22 protein-coding genes and 2 rRNA genes are annotated in these 25,631 nt (G+C 43.4%); 13 read left to right on the top strand and 11 right to left on the bottom strand.

Features of this window, described 5'->3' with window-relative positions:
* Positions 1-417: 417 nt before the first annotated feature.
* A complete protein-coding gene (locus tag F891_RS12660) occupies positions 418-1,605 on the top strand; it encodes an MFS transporter (protein ID WP_005263696.1) in 1,188 nt (395 codons plus the stop codon).
* A 15-nt stretch (positions 1,606-1,620) separates the two neighbouring features.
* Here F891_RS12660 and F891_RS12665 read toward each other — a convergent pair whose 3' ends face one another.
* Positions 1,621-2,265 (bottom strand): hypothetical protein, encoded by a 645-nt coding sequence (locus F891_RS12665; protein ID WP_004281639.1) that lies wholly within the window; start codon positions 2,263-2,265, stop codon positions 1,621-1,623.
* A 274-nt stretch (positions 2,266-2,539) separates the two neighbouring features.
* Here F891_RS12665 and dusA point away from each other — a divergent pair, with 274 nt between their 5' ends.
* Positions 2,540-3,565: a tRNA dihydrouridine(20/20a) synthase DusA gene (gene dusA / locus F891_RS12670; protein ID WP_005263698.1), complete on the top strand. Its 1,026-nt coding sequence runs from the start codon at positions 2,540-2,542 to the stop codon at positions 3,563-3,565.
* Positions 3,566-3,617: 52 nt separating this feature from the next.
* Here the strand turns inward: dusA and F891_RS12675 are convergent, their stop codons facing one another.
* On the bottom strand, positions 3,618-4,130 hold the full coding sequence (locus F891_RS12675; RefSeq protein WP_004281611.1) for a hypothetical protein: 513 nt from the start codon (positions 4,128-4,130) through the stop codon (positions 3,618-3,620).
* 227 nt (positions 4,131-4,357) lie between these two features.
* Entirely contained in the window at positions 4,358-5,632 is a 1,275-nt protein-coding gene (gene coaBC / locus F891_RS12680) for a bifunctional phosphopantothenoylcysteine decarboxylase/phosphopantothenate--cysteine ligase CoaBC (RefSeq protein ID WP_004281610.1), read from the bottom strand.
* Between the two features lie 113 nt (positions 5,633-5,745).
* Here coaBC and radC point away from each other — a divergent pair, with 113 nt between their 5' ends.
* Both radC and F891_RS12690 read left to right on the top strand, forming a co-directional pair.
* The gene (gene radC, locus F891_RS12685; protein ID WP_005101798.1) at positions 5,746-6,447 is read left to right on the top strand and encodes a RadC family protein; all 702 of its coding nucleotides are present in this window, start codon (positions 5,746-5,748) and stop codon (positions 6,445-6,447) included.
* 65 nt (positions 6,448-6,512) lie between these two features.
* A complete protein-coding gene (locus F891_RS12690; protein ID WP_004281608.1) occupies positions 6,513-7,424 on the top strand; it encodes a bestrophin family protein in 912 nt (303 codons plus the stop codon).
* Between the two features lie 84 nt (positions 7,425-7,508).
* On the opposite strand, the gene F891_RS12695 is transcribed toward F891_RS12690, so the two are convergent.
* Positions 7,509-8,360, bottom strand: coding sequence for a PHP domain-containing protein (locus F891_RS12695; RefSeq protein ID WP_004281607.1), 852 nt, complete (start codon positions 8,358-8,360; stop codon positions 7,509-7,511).
* Between the two features lie 44 nt (positions 8,361-8,404).
* Between F891_RS12695 and F891_RS12700 the strand changes: the two genes are divergently transcribed.
* The 4 genes from F891_RS12700 to mnmC are packed head-to-tail and all read left to right on the top strand — an operon-like array spanning position 8,405 to position 11,800.
* Positions 8,405-9,016 (top strand): septation protein IspZ, encoded by a 612-nt coding sequence (locus tag F891_RS12700; RefSeq protein ID WP_004281606.1) that lies wholly within the window; start codon positions 8,405-8,407, stop codon positions 9,014-9,016.
* A gap of 28 nt (positions 9,017-9,044) precedes the next feature.
* Positions 9,045-9,347 (top strand): YciI family protein, encoded by a 303-nt coding sequence (locus tag F891_RS12705; RefSeq protein ID WP_004281605.1) that lies wholly within the window; start codon positions 9,045-9,047, stop codon positions 9,345-9,347.
* A gap of 5 nt (positions 9,348-9,352) precedes the next feature.
* Positions 9,353-9,862 carry an SH3 domain-containing protein gene (locus F891_RS12710; protein ID WP_005263700.1) on the top strand — a complete coding sequence of 170 codons (510 nt, stop codon included), beginning with the start codon at positions 9,353-9,355 and terminating at the stop codon, positions 9,860-9,862.
* A 39-nt stretch (positions 9,863-9,901) separates the two neighbouring features.
* Entirely contained in the window at positions 9,902-11,800 is a 1,899-nt protein-coding gene (gene mnmC / locus F891_RS12715) for a bifunctional tRNA (5-methylaminomethyl-2-thiouridine)(34)-methyltransferase MnmC2/FAD-dependent 5-carboxymethylaminomethyl-2-thiouridine(34) oxidoreductase MnmC1 (protein WP_004281603.1), read from the top strand.
* Between the two features lie 175 nt (positions 11,801-11,975).
* Here the strand turns inward: mnmC and F891_RS12720 are convergent, their stop codons facing one another.
* Complete coding sequence (locus F891_RS12720; RefSeq protein ID WP_005263703.1) at positions 11,976-12,290, bottom strand: rhodanese-like domain-containing protein; 315 nt, start codon at positions 12,288-12,290, stop codon at positions 11,976-11,978.
* Positions 12,291-12,382: 92 nt separating this feature from the next.
* Between F891_RS12720 and F891_RS12725 the strand changes: the two genes are divergently transcribed.
* Positions 12,383-12,871 (top strand): YajQ family cyclic di-GMP-binding protein, encoded by a 489-nt coding sequence (locus F891_RS12725; protein WP_004281601.1) that lies wholly within the window; start codon positions 12,383-12,385, stop codon positions 12,869-12,871.
* A gap of 25 nt (positions 12,872-12,896) precedes the next feature.
* On the top strand, positions 12,897-13,400 hold the full coding sequence (locus tag F891_RS12730; protein WP_004281600.1) for a DUF4442 domain-containing protein: 504 nt from the start codon (positions 12,897-12,899) through the stop codon (positions 13,398-13,400).
* Positions 13,401-13,461: 61 nt separating this feature from the next.
* Here the strand turns inward: F891_RS12730 and F891_RS12735 are convergent, their stop codons facing one another.
* The 3 genes from F891_RS12735 to F891_RS12745 are packed head-to-tail and all read right to left on the bottom strand — an operon-like array spanning position 13,462 to position 15,233.
* Positions 13,462-13,899 carry an acyl-CoA thioesterase gene (locus F891_RS12735; protein ID WP_374956177.1) on the bottom strand — a complete coding sequence of 146 codons (438 nt, stop codon included), beginning with the start codon at positions 13,897-13,899 and terminating at the stop codon, positions 13,462-13,464.
* Between the two features lie 5 nt (positions 13,900-13,904).
* Positions 13,905-14,336, bottom strand: coding sequence for a thioredoxin TrxC (gene trxC, locus F891_RS12740; protein WP_005101783.1), 432 nt, complete (start codon positions 14,334-14,336; stop codon positions 13,905-13,907).
* Complete coding sequence (locus tag F891_RS12745) at positions 14,337-15,233, bottom strand: alpha/beta hydrolase (protein ID WP_005263705.1); 897 nt, start codon at positions 15,231-15,233, stop codon at positions 14,337-14,339.
* 125 nt (positions 15,234-15,358) lie between these two features.
* Here F891_RS12745 and F891_RS12750 point away from each other — a divergent pair, with 125 nt between their 5' ends.
* Entirely contained in the window at positions 15,359-15,694 is a 336-nt protein-coding gene (locus F891_RS12750) for a protein tyrosine phosphatase family protein (protein WP_004281596.1), read from the top strand.
* A complete protein-coding gene (locus F891_RS12755) occupies positions 15,687-16,109 on the top strand; it encodes a protein tyrosine phosphatase family protein (RefSeq protein WP_005263706.1) in 423 nt (140 codons plus the stop codon). The genes F891_RS12750 and F891_RS12755 overlap by 8 nt, the downstream gene beginning before the upstream one ends.
* A gap of 155 nt (positions 16,110-16,264) precedes the next feature.
* Here the strand turns inward: F891_RS12755 and F891_RS12760 are convergent, their stop codons facing one another.
* Positions 16,265-20,737 carry a hypothetical protein gene (locus F891_RS12760; protein ID WP_005263708.1) on the bottom strand — a complete coding sequence of 1,491 codons (4,473 nt, stop codon included), beginning with the start codon at positions 20,735-20,737 and terminating at the stop codon, positions 16,265-16,267.
* Positions 20,738-20,908: 171 nt separating this feature from the next.
* Here F891_RS12760 and F891_RS12765 point away from each other — a divergent pair, with 171 nt between their 5' ends.
* Positions 20,909-22,291, top strand: coding sequence for a dihydrolipoyl dehydrogenase (locus F891_RS12765; RefSeq protein ID WP_005263709.1), 1,383 nt, complete (start codon positions 20,909-20,911; stop codon positions 22,289-22,291).
* Between the two features lie 156 nt (positions 22,292-22,447).
* Here F891_RS12765 and rrf read toward each other — a convergent pair.
* Both rrf and F891_RS12775 read right to left on the bottom strand, forming a co-directional pair.
* Positions 22,448-22,562 (bottom strand): 5S ribosomal RNA (rrf, locus tag F891_RS12770).
* Positions 22,563-22,783: 221 nt separating this feature from the next.
* Positions 22,784-25,631 (bottom strand): 23S ribosomal RNA (locus F891_RS12775).

Here is a 25,631-nt window from a genome sequence, read left to right on the forward strand (position 1 = left end):
GGTCTCAAACAGTCAGATAAAGGGTAGAAAAAAAGCTGGAGGACTATTTATTATATTAATGTACTGAACTTGATTCAAAATGGAGAATCCTATTTTCGCACCAAATTTGCGCAACAAAATAGAGTAAATATTCCGCTTTTTTAGCCTGAATGCTCCTTTTTTATTGTTTCTACCTCGAGCTGCGCTTTAATGAAGCAACCCCATCATCAAAAGATGAAAAGTTCTGCAAACATTCACTCATATTTTCTATTTAAAATTGCACTTCTTTCTTTAAGCTGCCTGAGTTCTGACAATTTTCAATGCTGGCAATATTTCTCTACTTTTAAAGCGGGAACTTCTGGCCTATAGTGCCCTCAATTTGAACATTATTCTCATTCCTCATTTAAGTTCTTCTGGTCTGAATACAAGGTTAGCCCTATGTACACGCCTCTCGATATTAGTCAAAATAAGCCCTTATTATGGCTGATGGCGATTGCATGCGGTTTATGTGCTGGTGCGAACTATTATTGCCAACCATTGATTTCATCGATTCAGCAGTATTATCAGGTACCTGAATCACAAGTGGCGCTTACCGTCACTTTTGCTCAAATCTCTTATGCCTTGGGCCTGCTGTTTATTGTGCCTTTGGGGGACATGCTGAATAAAACCAAACTGATCCCTTTCCTCATGTTGGGTGCAGCAGCAGGTTTATTTATTTGTGCCAGTGCGGTAAATCTGCCAATGCTCTGGGTCGGCACTATCATTGCCGGACTGTTTTCCGTAGCTGCACAGATTCTGATTCCCTTGGCCACCATGGCGGTCAAACCGGAAAAAACCGGAGAAGTGGTGGGCTTCCTGATGAGCGGATTACTGGTTGGCATTCTGCTCTCGACCAGTATTGCTGGATTACTTTCCGACCTGTTTCACTGGAAAATGATTTATATCGTCAGTGGCATAAGCATGCTGGCCTTAAGTTTTTATTTGAGAGGAAAACTACCGAGCCTGCCACGTCTGAGAATCAGCTATGCAACAATTTTTAAATCTATGGGGATATTACTCAAGCAGGAACCACGACTGGTTTTGCGTTCACTTACAGGTGCGTGTGCTTTTGCTGCCATGAGTATGTTGTTCTCCACCATCGCTCTGCTGTTGACACAGGAACCTTTTCAGCTTTCTGATGTCATGGTCGGACTGGTCACGCTGGTCGGTGTATTTGGCGCACTTTCTACGCAGTTCATTGGTAAATGGGCCGATCGTGGCCATATCAAAATACTGAGCTGGATCGGCTGTTCTATCCTGATGGGGAGCTGGCTGTTTTTATACTTTGGTGCGGTATCCTTGCTCAGTTATATTCTCGGTTATGGACTGATAAATCTCGGGCTCGCAATTACGCACAGCTGTAACCAGAACGTGATTTTCCGCCTGCGCCCGGATGCCAAATCACGGGTCAATTCACTGTATATGACCTTGTATTTTATTGGTGGTGCATGTGGTTCAGCCTTAGGGGTTTATGCCTGGCATCACGGTGGCTGGAGCATGACCTGTCTGGCAGGACTCGGGCTAGCTCTGTGCGCTACCTTATTTGCCCTGCTGGATCAATGGTATCAGGCCCGGACAACTGCATAAGTATTTTGACTATATTTAGCTGACTTGCGCCGCCGGATAATAAGGCTTATTCAGATCAAGAGTTTGTGAATTTTCCAATAAAATACAGATAAAAATCGGCAATAAGGCTGCCAGAATCCGGCAGCTTTCCTCTAATGATTTATAATTCAGCGAGCTGTGATACGTGGCGCCACCCTGCATTATCTGATGGTGCAAGGTAGATAAACGCTGAAATATTCCAGCTAAAATTTCAACAGAATTTCGTTCTTTTAAAGCATTCTCTATATTCTGTTTCTGTGTTTCCAAGTCAACCTGACAGCTTTCCAGGCTAATTTTCTGATGACGATAATCCCAAAAGCTTTGTTCCACATAGGGATTGGCCAAGAGTGAGCAGATCGGCTGGCTGTATTTTTCCCAAAGAATATGATTAATTTTCTGATCCAGATCCTTTTGGCAGAGTGTTTCCAGAAACTGCTGCAGCTTGCTTTGATCTTGAACTAGATCACTCTCATCTGCATAAATCGCCTGAAAGCTGATCCACAGGCTGATAAACTTAAAATCCAGATCCTGATCCAGATCTAGCGATTTTTTAAACCAGCCTAAGCCCCGATGAATTCTTAAATTAAAATGTGCCGAATTTTGTGCTTTATGGCTTTTATAAATTTCCTCCAATAACAACATGATTATTCTCCTTATTTCTAGCGTTTTTATCTTCATCTTTCTCCTATCAAAATATACCATTCCAACCTGACTGGGAATTCCAATTTTATTTCTTGTTTCATTCCCTGGATTTACCGGGCTAGCTCAAGTTCGCCGGGTGGTTTTTCTGATTTTATGCTAGTATTACGCCCTCTTTTTGCGACGTCAGCCGATCCAGTTTAAGCCAAAAACCAATAGCTGAGTGATCGCATGAATTGCTTCTTCTTTCTTCCATTTCGTTAAGGCGTGATTTTGAATGACTGATCTGACCACCATTGAAAATAAACTTCAACCACGAATCAGTGTTGCGCCAATGATGGATTGGACCACCAAAGATTATCGTTTCTTTGCACGTCTGTTTAACCCGAATGTGATTATGTACACTGAAATGGTCACCACAGGTGCGATCATTTATGGTGATGCCAAACGTCATTTGGACTTTAATGCGGAAGAGCAGCCAATCGTTTTGCAACTCGGCGGCTCGAATCCAAAAGATCTGGCAATCTGTACCAAGATGGCGCAGGACTGGGGCTATAACGAAGTCAATTTAAATGTAGGTTGCCCAAGTGACCGGGTACAAAATAATAAAATTGGTGCCTGTCTGATGGCGGAGCCTGATCTAGTCGCAGAATGTATTGCTGAAATGCGTCATGCGGTGGATATTCCAGTGACCGTAAAACACCGGATCGGAATTGATGATATGCAATCTTATGAAGAGATGCTGCATTTTGTCGATACCGTAGCCAAAACCGGCTGCAATAATTTTATCGTGCATGCGCGGATTGCCTTATTAAAAGGTCTATCACCTAAAGAAAACCGCGACGTGCCACCCCTACGTTATGAAGATGTCTACCGTTTAAAACAGGAGCGTCCTGATCTGCTCATCGAGATCAACGGCGGGATTAAAACCTATGCCGAAACCTTGAAACATCTCAAACATGTGGATGGGGTGATGATTGGCCGCGAAGCCTATCATAATCCTTACTTACTGGCTGAACTGGGCCAGTTATGGAATCTGAATGCACCAGACCGTTTTGACATTATGCAACAGATGCTGCCTTATATTGCCCAGCGCATGGCCGAAGGTGCGCCATTATCGATTATTACCCGTCATATTTTAGGACTGTTCCAGAACTTGCCAGGTGCACGTAAATGGCGTCAGGCTTTAAGTGGTGGTAATGCTAAAACCTTGAAAGATGTAGAAACTGCACTCTTTAATATTCAGGAAGCCATGCAGCGTACCGAAGATTATGTACGTGAGCATCAACAAGTGGAATCATAAACAAAAAAAAAGCACCGATGATCGGTGCTTTTTTATAGCGATTGCGCATGAGTTATTGCGTATACGCAGTGATATTACCGACCGGAATCGGCTCTTCCTGATAAGAAACATCTTGTAATGCGGGTTCAGCCACGGGTGTGATCAGAGAGCCAGAGACATTCTGGTTTGGTTCATCTACAGGTTCCAGATCATCCAAGGCTGAGGCCAGTTGCTGTAATTCTCGATCCAGTTGCTGACGATATTTTTCAATTTCAATTTCATCAATAAAAGCAAAGGCATCATCTTCAATCGACCAACTATATCCCCCATCCACCTTAAAGACTTTTACATGAATGGGATATTCTTCACCCTGATAATTCAGATGAGAAATGGCCTGAAACTCATTCCCCTGACGCTGGACAATTTTGACCTTTTTCACGGTAAAACGATAGTGTTGATAATCTCGATTGGAATTAAATTCACGTTGCATCTGCGTTTGAATATTTCTGGCCAGTTCATCCATCGAGACAAAATAACTGCATCCAGCCAGACAGGCGACCATCCATAACATCATGATTTTTTTCATAGCGCCCCCTCTTTTTTCTTTCCACTTCCTGCTTATAGCTGATATATGCAGTATTTTTATCTTTGCTTATTCTGTGATCCATTTTATACTTTTTTGCAAAAACAATAAACAAACAGCGCTTCGATTAAGATTAAATATTTATGGTTTCTATAGTTTTTTTGAATTAATGATAAAAAATTAGCCATAAAAAACCCTGATGAATTCAGGGTTTTTCGATACAGATCGTTTTAAAAATCATCATCACTGGATGGATCACGATGCAGGGCATCATGAATAGCTTCGATCAACTGCTGGGCAATCTCCTGCTTGGAGGCTTTTTCCAGATCACGTTTGTCTAGCTGATAATGCTCGGCAAAGAATACTGTCATGGCATTTTCATCCGAAGCAAATCCGATATCTGCACGTGATACATCATTGCAGGCAATCATATCCAGCTTTTTCGCGACCAGCTTTCCGGCAGCATATTCTTCAATATTGCGGGTTTCTGCAGCAAAGCCAACCATAAATGGACGTTTTTCCTGCTGGGCAATGGTGGCGACAATATCCGGATTTTTCACCAAGGCGACATTCAGTTCATCACCGGCTTTCTTGATTTTATGCTCGGCTACTTCTGCCACACGATAATCGGCTACTGCAGCCGTCGCAATAAAGATATCGCAACCATTTTCCAGCATTTGCATGCTTTCATTCAGCATTTGCACGGCAGAAGAAACATTCTTACGTTTCACGCCATTTGGAGTGTCCAGACTGACCGGCCCTGCAATCAGGGTCACATTGGCTCCGGCTGCATAACAGGCTGCAGCCAGTGCAAAGCCCATTTTCCCGGTACTGTGATTGGAAATATAACGCACCGGATCAATCGCTTCGCGGGTCGGGCCTGCGGTAATCGTGACTTGTTTACCCGCAAGCAGGCCAAATTTTTCCGCAATCGCACGTTGAGCTTTGTGAAAATATTCAGTCACCTGTCGGGCTAAATCTTCCGGCTCAGGCATCCGGCCCAAACCTACATCACCACAAGCCTGTGATCCCGCGTCCGGCATGATCACATGCACACCATCTTCGATCAGTGTCGCAAGATTGCGCTGCGTTGCTTTCGCCGCCCACATTTGCTGGTTCATGGCAGGCGCCACCCAGACGGGTGCTTTCGTCGCCAGATATAAAGTACTTAAGAGATCATCAGCCAGACCTGCGGCAAATTTTGCCAAGGTATCACAGCTGGCCGGCGCTACCAGCAACAGATCTGCCCAACGTGCCAGCTCGATATGGCCCATGCCGGCTTCTGCTTCAGTATCCAGCAATTCGGTATGTACGGGATTGCCCGATAAGGCTTGAAAGGTTAAAGGTGTAATAAAAGCCTGTGCACCGTGAGTCATGACGACCCGCACATCAAATCCGGCATCTTTTAGACGGCGGACCAGAATTGCACTTTTATAGGCAGCAATACCGCCAGTGACGGCCAAAATGATATTTTTATGAGGAATTACACTTAGATCAAAGCTCACGAACAGATTACCTTGCTGTTGCAGTGGGGCTCACAATAGCATTAAATAATCGCATCCCCAAGAGATCAGCTTGCGGGAAAACTGATAATTCATAATAAATAAGTCTAATAACTATGCAATTTTCTATTAAAAACTGGCCGGAACAAGAACGGCCGCGAGAACGCTTAATTCAATATGGCGCAGAAAGTCTGTCCGATGCCGAGCTACTGGCTATTTTTCTACGCTCCGGTTCCCAGCAACATTCGGCAGTTGATCTGGCGCGTTTGCTGATTCAGCATTTTGGTCATTTGACTGCGTTGCTCGATGCACCTTTACAGGAAGTCAGCCAGTTTCATGGCATGGGCATCAGTAAATATACTCAACTGATGGCCGTCAAGGAACTCGGACGGCGTTACATAGCCGAGCACCTGAAACAGGATGCACTGGAACTTACCAATTCCAAGCGGCTGAGAGATTACTTACGTTTTGAACTGCTCGGTGAAACTCAAGAAGTGTTTGCCGTGCTGTGTCTGGATGCCAGTTTAAGAAAAATTGCCTTTAAAAAACTGTTTTATGGCTCCATCAATGCATGTGATATTTCCATTAATCAATTGCTACGTTATGCGATTAGCCAACAGGCGACCTCAATTGTCATTGCACATAATCATCCGCTGGGCCGGCCCTCTCCCTCCAAGGCTGACCTAGTGTTAACCCGTCAGATTCAACAGGCCTGCCAGCTAGTGGATATCCATCTGATTGACCATTGCATCATCGCCTTGGAAGGCAGCTTTTCCTTTGCTGAGCAGCAACTCATCAAACCGGAAATGCAGTATTGAATAGCACTTGACAAAGCAGGCACAACTCCACAAGATCATGAAAAAAATTGTGATGATTCCAATAAATGATCGTACGTGACCAGCCGACTGTTTTTAAACTGCTGTTTTCCTGGCGGGGGACGATTTTACCTAAAGTTTTGCCACCTTTAGGCGTAGTGATGCTGATGTCAGCCATCATCGGTGGCTTATCACATATTGGTTATTTTCATTTTCCAGAATTACCCCTGGTCGGCTTTACCCTGATTGGAGTGGTACTGTCGATCTTTCTCGGATTTAAGAACTCGGCCTGTTATGACCGCTGGTGGGAAGCGCGCAAACTTTGGGGCATTTTGATTGCCAATTCACGTCATTTTGACCGTGATTGCCGGATGCTGTCTCAAGGTCGCCGTGAACGTGTAATTCAGCATGTGATTGTCTTTGCCAATGTCCTCCGTGACCGGCTACGCCATCAGACAGCCAATCCGACGGAACTTGTGGAAACCAGCGGCATGAGCCAGCAGGCTGTGACCCAGCTCTATCAGCAGGCCAATGCGCCGCAATATACCTTAAGCCTGATTCAATGGGAGTTAATGCAGGCGCTCAAAGAAGGTGAAATCTCCGACATCATCTATATGCAGATGAATAATCATGTAGCAGAACTAAGTATTGTCCAGACTGGTTGTGACCGGATTGCAACAACGCCTTTGCCTTTTGCCTATTCGGTCTTGCTCAACCGCACCGTCTATTTTTTCTGTTTTATTTTGCCTTTTAGTCTGGGTTCAACGCTTGGTCTGTTTACGCCTTTGCTGGTCGGAATTTTGGCCTATACCTTTTTGGGACTGGATGCTTTAAGTTCGGAAATTGAAGAGCCTTTTGGTACTCAAAGCAACGACTTGCCTCTGGACTCGATGGTGCGTACCATTGAAATTGAACTATTAGGAACGTTGGGTAAACCAACGCCACCACCGATTCAGGCCAAAGATCATAATTTGCTATAATTTATAATTCTTTCCTCGCCCTTTGCTATTAGTAGCGAAGGGAAAATCTTCTCTCAAATGAAAAAGATCGAGGTAAAGGAATGACTAAACAAAACTCTCCCAAATTCCGACCTGCCCCGGTTTAAGACTCGGGACATTACCGAGTTTAATCCAGGGCATATGATCGCCATGAAAATCACTGCCAATCGAAACTTTAAGATCATGTTCAGCAATCATTCGATCCACCATCTGCCGGGTGGAACTTGGCTCAATTGCCGGGGGTAGTTCCACCGCATCTCCACCGAACTTGGCAAAGATTTCAATCAGGTAGCGGATATTGGTCGCAGATAAATCATATTTGGTCGGATGTGCCAGCACGGCGAAGCCGCCACTTTCATGAATCACCTGAATCGTGTCTTCAAGACTCAAGCCATCAAATTTGACATAAGCTTTCTTGCCTTCCTTGATGTATTTATCAAAGGCCTGTTGCGGACGGGTCACAATCCCCTTTTCTACCAGCGTTTTGGCAATATGTGTCCGTGTCACCCGATCAGGGATATGGTCGACTTTGGTCAGTACATCAGCATAAATATCCTCCCCAATTAAAGGCACCAGCAGATCACAAATCTGTTTAGAGCGTTCAGCCCGGATTTTCTTTTGCTGATTGAGGGCTTTTTGTAAAGGCTCAGGATTTTGCATATTTAGCGCGACGATATGCACGCCATAGTTTTTTTTGGTGGCAGGACGTGACCACTGGCTGGATATTTCTACCCCAGAAATGATCTTAATCTCATGATTTTTAGCGGCTTCCTCAGCCAATGCCAAACCGTCCATGGTGTCATGATCCGTCAGGGCCAAAGTATGGACAAGTTTTTCCACAGCCGCTTCGACCAATTGCTGAGGACTGAAAGTTCCATCAGAAATATTACTATGTGTATGTAAATCTACGCCGTGCATCTCTATACTATGACATTTATTTGATCAGATTTAGATACTCTAACATGAAAGCACTTTTAGACTTTGTGCCACTCATTATTTTCTTTTATTTATATAAAACTGTAGATCCAAAAGACACTGACCATCAATTGCTGCAATTGATCGGTTCTGCGGGGGGTGTCGACAATAATAATATTCTTGTTGCAACCACAGGTCTGATTATTTCCATGTTGGTCGTCTATGGTGCGTTATTTGTCATACAAAAATTCCGTCTGGACAAGCAGCAATGGATTGTCTTGTTTATGACGGTGATTTTTGGTGGCATCACTCTGATCCTCAGCGATGATTTCTATATTCGTCTGAAAGCCGTGTTATTGAATCTGGTCTTTGCAGGTGTATTCTTCCTGTCCCCTTGGTTTAGCAAGGATAAAAAGCCTCTGATCCAGCGGTTATTTGGTCCAGTATTCAATCTAAGTGAAAAAGGCTGGTTCAAGCTGAACTATGCTTGGGTTGCCATGTTCGTACTGATGTCATTTCTGCATACCTTTTTCGCCTATTTGTGGATGGATGGAAAATATTGGGGCGAATTTACCGCATTCGGTGACATGATCGTGATGTTTTCCTTTATCATTATTCAGTTTATTGTATTGCGCAAATACTTTAAGACCGCTGAATAAGTCCAACTACAAACGATTGAGAGTCATCATGCCATTATTCGTCGTTAGCTGTACCGATCGGGAAGGTACAGTTGAAAAACGCCTCGCGATTCGTCCACAACATCTTGCACGTCTGGAACAGTTAAATGCTGAAGGCCGCCTGATTGTTGCAGGTGCCATGCCTAAAGATCCGGCCAATCCACAGGCCGGTTTTTATGGCAGTACCATTATTGTCGATTTTGACAGTCGTGAAGCGCTGGACACATGGCTACAGGATGAACCTTTCTTAAAAGAAGGTGTGTACGAACACATCGATGTCAAACCATTCAATAAAGCATTCCCTCAAGGATAAGGTTCATGCGTGTTGTTACTGCCAGTATCATTGGCCTATGTTTTATGATTTCTCCAGTATGGGCAGTCGAAGTTGCGCCTGCTCCTGTGACTCAGGAAAATCAGACAGCACAACCTCAAGGGACAGCGGCGACTGCCCAAACCCAGTCTACGCCGAAACCTGCCATTATTCCTGCCGTAGCGACTTCTGCCCAGCCAGTGCCACCTGCCGAGAATAAACCTTTAACTGCAGAAGAAATCGCCAAGCTGAAAGCCCAGCAAGAGGCCAAGGTCAAAGCCTTGGTCAAAGATCAGGCCACCCGTTTGCAGCAACTGGAAAAAGCCAATCTGGAAGCACTATCGCAAAATCAGGAATTGCAGCTCAAGAATGACAACCTGGGCGTTCAGGTACAGGTGCTGCAAAGTGAACGCAGTGCGCAGATGTTCCTCTACGGTGCAGCAACATTGGCTGTCGGTGTATTGCTCGGCTTCCTAATTGCGAGCTATGTTTATACCAAACGTCGTCGTCAATGGTAAGCTATAGCCCTTCCCGATATCTTTAAGGTTGTACCCGTTTTGTCGCACGCAATTCAAACTGCCGATCTGGATTGGCAATTGGTGGATGGCATTGATGTGCCTGTGTCCAAGCAATTTGGTGATGTGTATTTTTCCAAAGACAACGGCTTGCTGGAAACCCGGCATGTCTTTTTAAATGGCAATGATCTCACGACGCGTCTGGCAGATTTAAAACCTTTTGAATATTTCTGTGTCGGTGAAACGGGTTTTGGTACTGGTTTAAATATTCTGGCGCTGTGGCAGCTCTGGCAACAGGTGCGTCCGGATAATCACAGTCATCTGCATGCGATTTCAGTTGAAAAATTTCCTCTTTCCAAAGTTGATCTGATTCGGGCCTTAAATGCCTGGCCAGAACTCAAGCCTTTAGCTGATCAACTCATCTCTCAATATCCGATGCCAATTGCCGGCTGTCATCGTCTCAGTTTTCCTAAAGAACGATTCAGTCTGGATCTATGGCTGGGTGATGCACATGATGTTTTCCCGGTGATTGAAAAAACTGCGCCGGTGAACGCTTGGTTTCTGGATGGTTTTGCGCCTTCCTGCAATCCGGACATGTGGGAAGAAAATGTTTTAAATAATATTGTACGTTTATCCGAGATTGGGACAACTTTCGCCTCTTTCAGTGTTGCTGGCGTTTTAAAACGTGGCTTAAAAAATCATGGGATTTCAATTTCCCGTCCACGTGGTTTTAAGCATAAGCGTGAAATGCTGAAAGCGATCTGGAATCCGGCTGAAGAGACTGAAAGTTCATTAATACAAGAAATCACTCAAAAAAAAACTGAGCGAGATACAGAGACCAATATCAGACCTAGCCAAATCGCTGTGATTGGCGCTGGAATCGCCGGTTTAAGTACAGCCTGGGCATTCGCTCAACGTGGTCATCAGGTTACGATTTACGACCAGTCAGCGCCACTCTCCGGAGGTTCTGGCAATCCACTGGCCTTACTCAATCCTAAACTTTGTCCGGTTGAGCAAAGTGCAGAGCATTTAATGACATTGGCCTGGCAACATGCCTTAAATCATTACCAAAAATTTAAAGCTTTCCGCCCGATTCAGGTCAATCAGCTTGCCTTAAAAAATCCTGAACAGCTTTTAGGATTGGCAGATGAATATCCTGAAGAAATTCTTGCTGTACAAGATACAGAGTCGCAAGAGCTTCAAACTGCATTTCCAAGTTTAAAATTACTAGAAGCTGGCGCGGTTTCTCCTCATCAATTGCGTGATGAAATTCTACAGAATGTAAATATCCGATATAAACAGGCCAAAATTAGCCATATTGAAGCGGCTACAAAACCTCAGCTATTTTCAGATGAACAGGATCTAGGTGAATTTGATCATGTCATTGTCTGTACTGCGCGAGAAACAGCACAATTCTTTGCAGATTATCCGGTTTTGAAACCGATTCGCGGACAGGTCAGTTGGCTAAACAATAAAACTCAGCCTTTAAGTCAAAATATTGCCTATAGCTACGGCGGTTATTGTATGCAACTGGATGCTGAACATCTGATCTTGGGTGCTTCTTTCTATCCAGGTCGGGATGATATCGAGGTGTTAGCAGAAGACCATGTGCATAACTACGAACTGATCCACAGTGTCTTCCCAGAATATGCACAATCATTACCAGCTACCGAGACTTGGCAAGGTCGTGCCTCGGTACGCGCGCAAAGTCAGGATTATTTTCCCCTACTGGGTAAAATGAAAGTGGATGAGGAAATTTACAGCTTTGCCGGTCTCGGTTCTAAAGGTTTTCTGTTTGCGCCGCTCTGCAGTGAAATTCTGGCAGCCCAGATTCTCGGTGAAGCCTGTCCGGTGCCATCCAGTTTAGTAAAAAAACTCAGTGTGACTCGTTTTCAAAAGAAAGTGAAAATGAAGAAACCGTATTTTAAGCTACAAATTTAATTACTATTTTGAATGAATCCCCCTAACCCCCCCTTTAAAAAAGGGGGGGGACTTTTCTCTACTTTTATGAATAAATAGAATAGATGTAGCTCCTCCCTTTAGAAAAGGGAGGTTGGGAGGCATTAAATCTCACCCATTAAAAAAGCGCCTTGCGGCGCTTTTTTTGACAGAATGCTTATACACCCTGTTCAAGCGGTAAGCCTGCATCACGGGCAGCACGAGTACCACCCATCAGAATGACATATTCACGTGAGCTGTCAAAACCCTCTAGTTTTTCCGCAGCACGTGGAGCTTTACTGCCCCCACCACACAAGATGTAAATGGGTTGATCCGCTGACACCTGAGTTAGGCTTTCTGCTGAAAGATCGTTAATGGGCTGATTCACCGCCCCTTTCACGTGTGCTTCAGCAAAAGCTCTTGAATCGCGTACATCCCAGATAATTGCATTTTCTGGGAACTCAAATGTTGTAATTTCTTGCTTACGGATCATTGCGCACTCCTTTGATGTAAAACAACACTTGGCAAATGAAGAAAACATCCCTAGCATCTCAGATATTCTTTCCCTTTGTAAAGGTCTAAACTATGCCTTCTTTCGATATTGTTTCTGAATTAGAAATTTTTGAAGTAAATCATGCAGTTCAAAACACCCAAAAAGAAATTGCGACCCGCTTTGATTTCCGTGGTCAGGACGTTTCTATTGAACTGAATGAAAAAAACAAGGAAATCAAAATCTCGACTGAAAGCGATTTCCAGTGTGAACAAGTCTATAGCATGCTGGAAAGTCATTTCTTTAAACGCAAAGTCGATATTCAGGCGCTTGATCCACAAAAAATGACGGCTTCTGGCAAAAATGTGATTCAGGTCATCAAGCTTAAAGATGGTCTTGACTCAGATACCGCAAAAAAAATTAATAAAGCCATTAAAGAAAGTGGGATTAAGGCGCAATCTTCTATTCAGGGCGACAAGATTCGTGTGACTGATAAAAAACGCGATACATTGCAGCAAGTAATGGCATTCTTGAAAGAACAGCAATTTGGTTTGCCTTTACAGTTCAATAACTTTAAAGATTAAGACAGCAACGTCTGTAGAAGGAATTATGGCAAAGAACAACCGATTAGCCAGATTAGTCAAAGCCACTGCACGATTACCGCAAGGCATTCGTACTGCTTTGTTAAGTAAAACTTTTGGCCGGGTGGTCCCGATGGTCGGCTCTGCCAAGATTCGTTATGAGGAAATGAGTGCGTCCAAAGTGGTAGTAAGTATGGCCAATCATAAAGCCATGCAGAACCATATCGGACAAATCCATGCATGTGCAATGGCCCTGCTGGCAGAAACAGCAACCGGGTTTGTAACCGCAATGAATGTACCGGATAGCGCAGTGGTTTTGATTAAGAGTCTAAAAGTAGACTTTAAACGTCCGACCAAAGGTGCCCTGACGGCAGTTGCTACCTTGACTGCTGAACAGCAACAGCTTATGCAAAGTTCAGACAAGGGTGAAACTCTAGTTCAAGTTGTGGTACGTGACGAATCGGGTGAAGCACCGATTCAATGTGAAATGCTCTGGGCCTGGATGGCCAAGAGCCAGCTCAAGAAATCATAATTTTTTCTTTTAAATAAAAAGTCCCAGATATTAAATCTGGGATTTTTTATTTAAGTCATCATTATGCTGTTTGCGCTTCTAAAAGCTTCTGTTTGGCTTCTTCTGGAATCAGACGTTTGTTGCCTTTGACATCCACCGCAACGAAGGTAAACACCCCTTCAGTCACCCGAATCGGTGGGCGTGAATCATCATGACTATCCCAAACTTCAATTTCCATCTGGATAGATGTCTTGCCAACTTTTAAAATTTTGGTATAACAACTGATTACGTCCCCGACTTTTACCGGTACCAGAAAAGTCATCTGGTTAATGGAAATCGTGGCACAACGTCCCTTTGAAAATCGTTCTGCGTGAATCGCGCCTGCCAAGTCCATTTGTGAAACGATCCAGCCACCAAAGACATCACCACTCCAGTTGGTATCTGCAGGCATTGCGATCGTCTGTAGGGAAAGAATCCCCTCTGGTCTTACTTGAGAATCTGACACTTTCACTCCAGGCATTTGAATTAGGGTTGGGTATTTAACTGCTGATCAAGCCATTTTTGCAGCTCGCTTGACCGTAATGCACCGCTTATTCTAGCAATTTCGTTGCTTTTATTCATCAACACCAGCGTCGGAATACTGCGAACATTAAATGCCGAACTTAAGCGAGGATTCGCTTCTGTATCAATTTTTGCAAAAACCACATTTGGATATTGCTGGGCGACAGTCGCAAAATGCGGTGCCATCATTTTACAGGGACCACACCATTCTGCCCAGAGATCAATCAGGATTGGCAAGTCACTATGCGTGACAAACTGGCTGAAATTCTGCTCATTCAGCTCAATTGGTACCAGTGGAATCAGGGCTTGATGACATTGACCACAAGCAGGGTTGGCAGTGAGTTTATCTTCAGGGACACGGTTTTTGGCCAGACATTCCGGACATACAATAATCATCTAGCGCACTCCAATATGTTGATGTAAGAATTCTAATTGGGTCGAAACTGCTTTTTCAAACCATTCGCCATGATAAATATCAAAATGTCGCATATTCCACTCATGATATTGTACAAATGGTGCAATATTAGTTGCAGTTTCCCGACTGGATTCAATGGGAATCAGACTATCCTGTTTTGCCGCAATAAACAGGACTGGAATGTTAATCTTTCTTACTTCCTGAATCGGCCGATAACGCATCAGTTTAAAGAATGCCCGTGCAGGAATGTGACCACTCCAGTAATAATCCGGATTGACAATCGACAGATAACCTTCATAACTGTCCTGCGTCGGCATAAAACAGAGTTCATGCTGATCAACCACAGGTAAGGTCTTCGGTGCCATACCGACCTTGGCCCCCATATAATCCTGACTGGAAACTTTAAGCGCCTTGGGGAGTTGTTGTAAAGGATACAGTTGAGCACTTTCGGCACCATCGACAAAAGGTACCTGTACCATCGCCGCCTGAATATTTTTCATTTCCGCTGCCAATGTCAATACATGCCCACCACTTAAGGCCGTCCCCCAGAGCACAATCCGTTTACTGTCAATCGATTTGCGTTCCTGAATATGCTTGATCATGGTTCGCCAATCATCGAGCTGGGCATTAATCGACACCAGTTCACGCGGGCGTCCGGTGCTGCCGCCCCAATAGCGATAATCAAATAAAACCACTGCATAGCCAGCACTGGCAAAACGCTGGGCATATTGCACCAGTTTAAATTGACGTAAGGCAGCCAGACCATGAGCCATCAGGATTACGGCCGGTTTTTCTATATTTTTAGGCCGATAAAAATCCGCAGCAATCACGTCCTGACCACTTTTGACATACAGTGGTTCAACTGTATAAGCCTGCATACGCGCTCCATTGCGTTATCTTATGGTTATCATCATTTATAAAAATTTCAGAACAGGTTCAGCATGTTTTCAGCTTAATGCTATCATAAAGCATATCGATATAAATGAAATGATGGAGTGGCGTCATGAGCGAAAATGTAGGTTTTGCTGGTCAAATTGGTCCGGAACACGTAACTCAAGTGGTTGAGAAAGGTTTTAAATCGATTATCAACAACCGTCCGGACATGGAAGGTGGTTCTGAGCAGCCAACCAGTGCACAAATCGAGGAAGCTGCACGTAATGCCGGTCTGGATTATGTATTCCAGCCAGTAGTAGCCGGTCAGATTACTGAGCTTGATGTACGCACTTTTGCCAATCATTATAATGAGTTACCAAAACCGATCTTGATGTTCTGCCGTACTGGAAACCGCTCGAATAATTTATATCAGCTGGCAAAACAGATGGACCTGCTGGATGACTAAATCGTTTTGGAAAGGTGTGGTACTAGCAACCTGTTTTAGCTGTATTACACCTGCTTTTGCTGCAAATGATCTTAGCCGTGCGCTGACCTCTACGGTGAGTGTCACGGGGCAAATGACAACAAGCAAGTTTCAACAATTGATTCAGCAAGGTTTCAAATCTGTAATTGTAAATCGTCCTGATCAGGAAACTGGTAATAGTGTCACGGTGAGTCAATTACGCTCCATTGCAGAGAAATCTCAAGTGAGTGTGATTTATCAGCCTGTGGTGAGTGGCCAGCTTTCTCAGGCCAATATTGAAGAATTTGCGCGATATTATAATGAGCTGCCTAAACCGATTTTGATGGTTTGCCGAAGTGGTACACGTTCGGTTGCTTTGTTTAATCAGGCTAAATCTCAAGGATTGATTCATGAATAAAATTTTGGTCGTGTTATGTCTAAGCTTGACCTTTGTCGGTTGTAGTTCAATGAATTTGAAGCCGACTGTGGGTGTGAATGTGGGAACATCAATTTAAGTTTTTAAAACTTCAGTCCCCATAAAAAACAGCGCCGAAGCGCTGTTTTTTAATTACCTTAATTACAGTTAGTAGTGATACCGTATGGACTGACCTCGTTTGGAGATGTTGTACCATCTGTAGAGTAATCTGTTGATAATGATGGTAAACCAAGATCATAAGTTGTACGTGTTGGTAAACTCGCTATCGTAGAAGATGCACCAACTCTTACATTTAGCCATTGAGCATAATTTTTTGGATAACGAATACTAAAATCAAATTTACCTTCTGAATCCGTAACATATGTTACAGTATTAGCTAATGCAGCACTCGACTTAGTAAAACTTACAACTTTAACTGGCACCCCATTTACTGCAGTTCCATCAGCGCTAGCAGCACATGAAGTGACATTATTAGTAACCGTTGGGAATAAAGTGTCATCGTTAGGATCGTTTGGTGTACCATTATTATTAATAGCAATATTATTTAGATAATATTGCTGATTACCAAAGACCCATTTCATTGCTGGGTCTTGTGTTGGTACAGGTGCTAATGCCCATAAATTACGCCCTTTAATATAAGAAATTGGGGTAATATCAAGTGTTACTTCTTGATTTGCCAGTGGTTTACCATCGAAGTCAATTACGCTTGCAGATAGATTTCTTGTGTAATAAACATTACCACTTTCAGTTAAAGAAGAAACCTCAATATTATTAACCGCAATTACAATCGATGCTCTTGGATTTTGTACTGCCGCCTGAACAATATCCACTTGGGTTACTTGAGTCGCATCAATAAAGCCATTTTCTGTAAATTTCGCTGTTAAACGTAAATCTTCATTTGCAAATGTTGCGGCATCATAATTTCCATCTCGTTCACGCTCATCCACTTGTACTTTAAATACGGCTTGTCCGTTGGCATCTGTGGTTAAACCTGATGCTCCTACAATTATTGCGCCGTTAAGTGCAAAATTCTCAATAGCCAATTCAACGTACTTATCAGCTACGCCACCACCATTAGTATCAACCAAAGTCACAGTAACATCCGTGATATCATTACGTACATTCATGATTGGTTTAGCAGCTGCAACACGTAGACTATAACGTGCAGGCTGTGGTTGAGGTGTTGGAGTCACAATAGGTGCAGGTGTAAATGCTGTTAAATGGTGTATTTGAGTTACTGTACCTGCTTCATTAGTATGACTTGCAGTTAGCTCGATTCCACTTGCAATCAATAAATCAGCATCAACTGTACTTCCATCAATCTCAACCGAGAAGAACGCATTACCGTTTGAATCCGTAATCACTGTTTGAGGTTCGCTGGTATTGGTTGGATGCCCACTTCCTGGTGTACCAATAATTAATGTAGCTGCGTTATTTGCAGACAGCCTTACTGGCTGATTACGAACTGGCTGGTTATTTCGATCTAATAATGCAACAGTTATAATTGAACGGTCACCGGCAGTGCTTAAATTCGCTTTAGAACTCAGTATTGTTAAGTGATTCGTGTTAATCGCTTCAGTTACCGTAAAGCTAAGCGTAGTTTCAAGCTTTTCACCTTTAGGGTTAGTGATAATGCCTTTAACCTGAATACCCTTGTCTAATAAAGCTTGTTTTGCAACAGCTGAAATATCTTTAGGTAATGTAAGAGTTACTGGTAATTGTCCATTAGCTGACGTAGAAACTAAATCTGCACTCAGTTTCACACCAGCTGTAATTGCTTCAGTATTCAATGCCAAATTCACAGGATAAGCTGAATTTGCTCCAAGCTCGTCCTTAACGGCTACTTGCACTGTATAGCTCTTACCTAATTCCAAATTAGATTGATCTGCTGTTAAACGTAAGTTTACAGAATCCTTTGGAATCTCAACTTGAATTGAACCGGTTTGCTGTAAACGGTCATTCGGGTTATTTAAACTTGTGCCGACTACCGCAAAAACGATACCATTTTTAATCAAGTTTGCATCGTACGCACCTTCAGCAACTCGAACAGTAAATTCTGCTTCACCATTGCTGTTGGTTACAGCCGAGTTAGAAGATAAAGACACACGTGAGCTAGTTAACGAAGATAAAGCAATTTGAATTGGTGTATTTGGAATAATGGCATTGTCTTTATCTTTCGCAACAACTTTAACACGAACTTCACCACCCAACACTGACACAGTTTGAATATTACCTACATATGCAATATCAAGACCTGCAAGCTCTGGTAAAACGACTGGTGGTTGTGCAACATCAACTTTCTTTGTAACAGTAAATGCGGAACCATCTGTACGAGTTGATTTCACGACTACCGTTAAACCATTCGCAATTAGATTCGTGAGTTCAGTTACATTGCCCGCTTTTACTTTAATTGTAAATTTTGCATGACCATTTTCATCTGTGCGAATAGCTTGCGTAGAAACGTAACTCACACCATTATTTAATGCTGCATCATTTAAACCAATACTGATCAGCTGATTTTTAAGTAATTCGCCATCTGTACCTTTTGCGGTGACATTAACAGTTAATGTTTGCTCTTGACCAACTGTTAAAGTCATGTCTCCCAACATATCAACAGTAAAATGATCTAGATCAATCACACCTTGCTCTGTCGGTGCTTTAAAATTCAAACGCAATGTTTGTGTCTTACCATTTGCTGAAGTCGCAACTAACGGTACACCTTGAATCGCTAAAGCAGCTTGCTCAGGCGATAAATTCGCCTTGTAAGCAAGAGTAAAAGTGGCATAACCATCGGCTTCAGTCTGTTTAGAAGACTGACCTGTATGACTCAAGCCTAAATCTTGCAACTGTTCATCACTTAAAGACCCTGCAATATTCAAAGACACAGTTTCGCCAATTAGTGCACTACCGTTTACACCGACTGCCTTCACTTTAACTGTGAAAGTTTGAGTTTTTGTATAATCAAATACCGCTAGTTTTGGATCTGTCGAAGAAGTGATTGGATCTATAGCTAAATAGCGCGTCGCTTCTTCAGAAACTTCTTCATTAGCAACTGTAATAGCAATAGAATTGCTTACACCATTATCAGTCGTAAAATTAGCTTTAATTCCTGCTTTTACCAATGCTTCTACTGCAGCAGGTGTTTGGGCATTAGTCTTAATATTAAAAGTGGCAAACCCGTTCACCAAGTCTTTTTCCGCAGCCCCATCCAATGTTACACCATTTGATGTTGCCTCAGCATTTAAGTCAAGTTTAACCTTACCTTTAGTTGCTGCTAAGCCTTTATTATTAATTGCCTTAACAGTTACAGCAACTGAGTCATTTTTTGCATTCACTTTATATGAAGATGCAATTTCTAAACGCTGAATAGCATCGGCATCTGAAGCATTTGTATTTTCTGTTACTACATCAACAATAACGCTACCAGACTCAAGGTTAATACCATCTGTATAGGTTGCACTTAACGAAATACCTGTGTCGGATAAAGCAAGTGGATGTGTAACATCGGCCGTGCTAATCGTAAATTCTGCAATACCTTGTGCATTCGTTTTAGCAGTCGCATTATTGAGTTTAACGCCATACGCGAGCTCATCCTTTGTAAAGCTCAAACGAATCTCTTTTCCACTTAACGGCTCATGTTGATCATTCTTTGCTAATACTTGGATTTTTACAGGTGTTGTACTTTTCGCAGCAACAGCCTGATCTGGCTTAATTACTGAGAGAGTTGAGACAATCTGAGATGTGTCTTTAAATGTTAAATTTGCTATTGCGGTTTTTTCAGCTTTATGTTCATCAACTAGCAAAAAACTTAATGTTTCAGACTTACCCGCGAAAGTAGCAAGATCAGCTGATGTAAAATTACTACTCGCTTTAAGTGTATATTTCACCTCACCCTGAGCATTTGTTTGTTGAGTTGCTGCGCCATTAGTGATAATAAATTTACCGCGCATCGCTTCAGGCATATTTAAAGTAACAGACTGATTCGCTTTAATACCACCCTTAGCATCTGTTACAGTCGCAGTGACATCAACACTGCCATTTGGTAAATTTAATACTGTGCCCTGGGTCACATTGATTCTATAGTCACTGACAATCGTACTACTTTTCTTAATATTTAAAGTGTAGGGAATACTAACTGAAGTGCCGTCAACTGTAGCAGTTAGTTGCACTGAACCTTCAGCTTCTGCCAATTCAGGTACATTAATCTCAAAAATAGCTACACCATTGGTGCCTGTTGCAACCAAAGAGTTAGTGCTGGTTACGCCAAACTTATTTGTCGCAATTGTTAAGCGAATATTTTTGTTGGCAATACCACCATTGTCAGCATTTAAGGCTTTGACCGCCAAATAAACTTTTGAATTATCTGGTGCAAGTTGAATTTCTTGACCACTCGCATTCTGTAGAGCTCGAGTTAAATGCGTTGCTACATTTGACGTTTCTGTTTCTGACTGGTTATTATCATTTGTATTTCCTCCTTCCGTATTACCGCTAGATGAACCATTATTATAATACCCATCACTACCGCCCCCTCCACAAGCAACCAAAGAAATTGAAGTTGCCAAGATTGTTGTATTGACCCCAAGTTTTTTTAAATTTATAAACAAACTCATGATTTTTCCCACTGCATATAATAGTTAAGCTGCCATCAAGTTAGTCTTCTGGCTTTTACACAAAATTTACTCAAATTAGCAAAAATAAGCAATCTAGTTACATAATTTACACCAGAAACATTGTAAACCATAAATATAAATAATTATGTTTTGAGACTTGGTAATCATTCTATGTACGACCTCATCATTATTGGCGCAGGCACTGCAGGAATCAGTGCTTATAACGAAGCCATTAAATATACCCAGAATATTTTAATTATCAATGATGGCTCGTGGGATACAACCTGTGCCCGTGTAGGTTGTATGCCAAGTAAATTGCTAATCTCCTCTGCAAATCGCATGCATGATATTCAAACTGCTGAAGAACTTGCTTTAAAGCATAACGCTGTCATTGATACTTCAGATGTTATGCAACGTGTGCATGTCCTTAGAGAACGTTTTATTCGTGCAACCTTGAAAGGTGTCGATCAATGGGACAGCTCACATAAAATTTCCGGAAAAGCCAAATTTATTGATCCCCAAACGATCGAAGTCAATGGACAATCCTATCGGGCCAAAAGTTTTATTGTTGCTGTAGGCTCACGCCCTAATGTTGATAAAGCTTTAAAGCAACAATTAAAAGAAAAATACATCACTTCTAATGAAATATTTGAATTTTCTCAATTACCTGAGTCTTTAGCGGTAATCGGGAGTGGCATCATTGCAATTGAATTAGCTCAAGCCATGCAACGACTGGGTGTACAAACTACAATGTTTGCGCGTAGTCAAAAAGTAGGTGCCTTAACCAGTCCAGTCTTACAGAAACTGGCACAGGAGCAACTCAGTAAAGAACTCAATATCAAGTTTAAGAACTTGCCAGATGAAGTTGGAATACAAGCTGATAAAATAAAGATTAATTTTACAGAAAATGATCAGACTGAAAGTATTGAAGTTGACTATATCTTAGGCGCCACAGGTCGGCAAAGCAATATAGATCGTTTAGGTCTAGATCAACTCAATTCAACATTCAAGGACATCAAAAACCTTCCTATCGATAAAGAAACCAAACAACTTGCAAACCTACCTATATTTATAGTCGGTGATGCCGCACCTGATGCGCCGATTCAACATGAAGCCGCGCATGCGGGTAAACAGGCAGTTTATAACTGTTTAAATTATCCGGATGTAAAGCCTATTCCTGCCTTAATCCCATTGGCGATTGTATTTTGTCATCCTGAAATGGCGATTGTCGGAAAAAGTTTTAAACAGCTGGAAGATCAACACATCGAATTTATTCGGGGATTCGTCTCTTATGAAAATCAAGGACGTGCACTGGTTCTGGCAGAAAACTCAGGTGGAATAGAAGTTTATATTGCTAAAAAATCAGGTAAATTACTTGGTGCAGAACTCTTTTGCTCCCAAGCAGAACATCTGGCCCATTTACTGGCCTGGATGATTGATGCTGACCAGGATATTTATCAGATCTTAAAGAAACCTTTTTATCATCCAACTTTGGAAGAAGGACTCAGAACTGCATTTAAACATGCTCGACGTCAATTGGATGCATTGCTATAAAGGAACTATAAACCTATTACGCTTTAAAATTGGTTCTTGCTCTAGTCTAATATTGAGCAATGTTGATGTTAAATTTATATATGACATATATAAGACAATTATTCCGCCCATAAAAAAATCCCCCTCTGCATATGCGGAGGGGGATTTCGAATAATGAGCTGGCGATGACTTACTCTCACATGGGTAACCCCACACTACCATCAGCGCTAAGAGGTTTCACTTCTGAGTTCGGGAAGGGATCAGGTGGTTCACTCTTGCTATGGTCGCCAGCACAACTGGTATGATTACTTACTGAGGTCTTATGGTTGCCTTAGCTTTCTTCAAATCTTGCACTCTGTTCAAAGCAGTGCTTTGAACATCGTTCATTAACAGATATATCTGAGTTGTGTATTTTGTTCGTTCAGCGTAACTAAATCAAGCTGTTTTGTTTAATATCGAATCAATTGATCCTCACTTCTTTCGAAGTTCGTACAACAACTGTTTGGGTGTTGTATAGTCAAGCCTCACGAGCAATTAGTATTGGTCAGCTTCACATGTCACCATGCTTCCACATCCAACCTATCAACGTCGTAGTCTTCAACGGCTCTTTAGGAGACATAAAGTCTCGGGGAAATCTTATCTTGAGGTAGGCTTCCCGCTTAGATGCTTTCAGCGGTTATCCCTTCCGAACATAGCTACCCGGCGATGCCACTGGCGTGACAACCGGTACACCAGAGGTTCGTCCACTCTGGTCCTCTCGTACTAGGAGCAGATCCTCTCAAATTTCCAACGCCCACGGTAGATAGGGACCGAACTGTCTCACGACGTTCTAAACCCAGCTCGCGTACCTCTTTAAATGGCGAACAGCCATACCCTTGGGACCTGCTTCAGCCCCAGGATGAGATGAGCCGACATCGAGGTGCCAAACACCGCCGTCGATATGAACTCTTGGGCGGTATCAGCCTGTTATCCCCAGAGTACCTTTTATCCGTTGAGCGATGGCCCTTCCATACAGAACCACCGGATCACTAAGACCTACTTTCGTACCTGCTCGACTTGTGGGTCTCGCAGTTAAGCGCGCTTTTGCCTTTATACTCTACGCGTGATTTCCGACCACGCTGAGCGCACCTTCGTACTCCTCCGTTACTCTTTAGGAGGAGACCGCCCCAGTCAAACTACCCACCAGACATGGTCCTCGTCCCGGATAACGGGACAGAGTTAGAACCTCAATATTACCAGGGTGGTATTTCAAGGACGGCTCCATCGCAACTAGCGTCGCGACTTCAAAGCCTCCCACCTATCCTACACAAGTAAGATCAAAGTTCAATGTCAAGCTGCAGTAAAGGTTCACGGGGTCTTTCCGTCTAGCCGCGGGTACACCGCATCTTCACGGCGAATTCGATTTCACTGAGTCTCTGCTGGAGACAGCGCCCCCATCATTATGCCATTCGTGCAGGTCGGAACTTACCCGACAAGGAATTTCGCTACCTTAGGACCGTTATAGTTACGGCCGCCGTTTACTGGGGCTTCGATCAAGAGCTTCGCTTACGCTAACCCCATCAATTAACCTTCCAGCACCGGGCAGGCATCACACCCTATACGTCCACTTTCGTGTTTGCAGAGTGCTATGTTTTTAATAAACAGTTGCAGGGGCCTGGTTTCTGAGGCTGTCGGCCGCTCAAGGAGCAAGTCCTATCACAGACAACAGCGTACCTTCTCCCGAAGTTACGGTACCATTTTGCCTAGTTCCTTCAGCAGAGTTCTCTCAAGCGCTTTGGTCTACTCGACCTGACCACCTGTGTCGGTTTCGGGTACGATTCCTGTGTAACTGAAGCTTAGAGACTTTTCCTGGAAGCATGGTATCAGCCACTTCACTGTACAAGTACAGCTTGCTATCAGTTCTCAGCATAGAGTACCCCGGATTTGCCTAAGATACATGCCTACAACCTTCCACCTGGACAACCAACGCCAGGCTGACTTAACCTTCTCCGTCCTCTCATCGCATTACACAGAAGTATTGGAATATTAACCAATTTCCCATCGACTACGCCTCTCGGCCTCGCCTTAGGGGTCGACTCACCCAGCCCCGATTAACGTTGGACTGGAACCCTTGGTCTTTCAGCGTGCGAGTTTTTCACTCGCATTGTCGTTACTCACGTCAGCATTCGCACTTCTGATACCTCCAGCAGACTTCTCAATCCACCTTCATCGGCTTACAGAACGCTCCCCTACCACGCATAATAAATTATGCATCCGCAGCTTCGGCATATAGTTTTAGCCCCGTTACATCTTCCGCGCAGGCCGACTCGACTAGTGAGCTATTACGCTTTCTTTAAAGGGTGGCTGCTTCTAAGCCAACCTCCTAGCTGTCTATGCCTTCCCACATCGTTTCCCACTTAACTATAATTTTGGGGCCTTAGCTGGCGGTCTGGATTGTTTTCCTCTTGACTACGGACGTTAGCACCCGCAGTCTGTCTCCCGGATAGTACTCATTGGTATTCGGAGTTTGCATCGGTTTGGTAAGTCGGGATGACCCCCTAGCCGAAACAGTGCTCTACCCCCAATGGTATTCGTCCGAGGCGCTACCTAAATAGCTTTCGGGGAGAACCAGCTATCACCAAGTTTGATTAGCCTTTCACCCCTATCCACAAGTCATCCCCTGGCTTTTCAACGACAGTGGGTTCGGTCCTCCAGTTAGTGTTACCCAACCTTCAACCTGCTCATGGATAGATCACCTGGTTTCGGGTCTATACCCAGCAACTAATGCGCCCTATTAAGACTCGGTTTCCCTACGGCTCCCCTATTCGGTTAACCTCGCTACTGAATATAAGTCGCTGACCCATTATACAAAAGGTACGCAGTCACCGGACACAATGCCGGCTCCCACTGCTTGTATGCATGCGGTTTCAGGATCTATTTCACTCCCCTCACAGGGGTTCTTTTCGCCTTTCCCTCACGGTACTGGTTCACTATCGGTCAGTCAGGAGTATTTAGCCTTGGAGGATGGTCCCCCCATATTCAGACAAGGTTTCACGTGCCTCGCCCTACTCGACATCATCATATAAGCCCTTTCGTGTACAGGACTATCACCGTCTACGGTCGCACTTCCCAGAGCGTTCCACTAGAACTTATATGACTTAATGGGCTCTTCCCCTTTCGCTCGCCGCTACTGAGGGAATCTCAATTGATTTCTTTTCCTAAGGGTACTGAGATGTTTCACTTCCCCTCGTTCGCCTTGCAACACTATGTATTCATGTTGCAATACCTACCTTATGGTAAGTGGGTTTCCCCATTCAGACATCTCCGGATCACAGGATATTTGCCGCCTCCCCGGAGCTTTTCGCAGGCTATCACGTCTTTC

The sequence above is a fragment of the Acinetobacter sp. CIP 101966 genome (assembly GCF_000369725.1).
Taxonomy (GTDB): Bacteria; Pseudomonadota; Gammaproteobacteria; order Pseudomonadales; family Moraxellaceae; genus Acinetobacter; species Acinetobacter lwoffii_Q.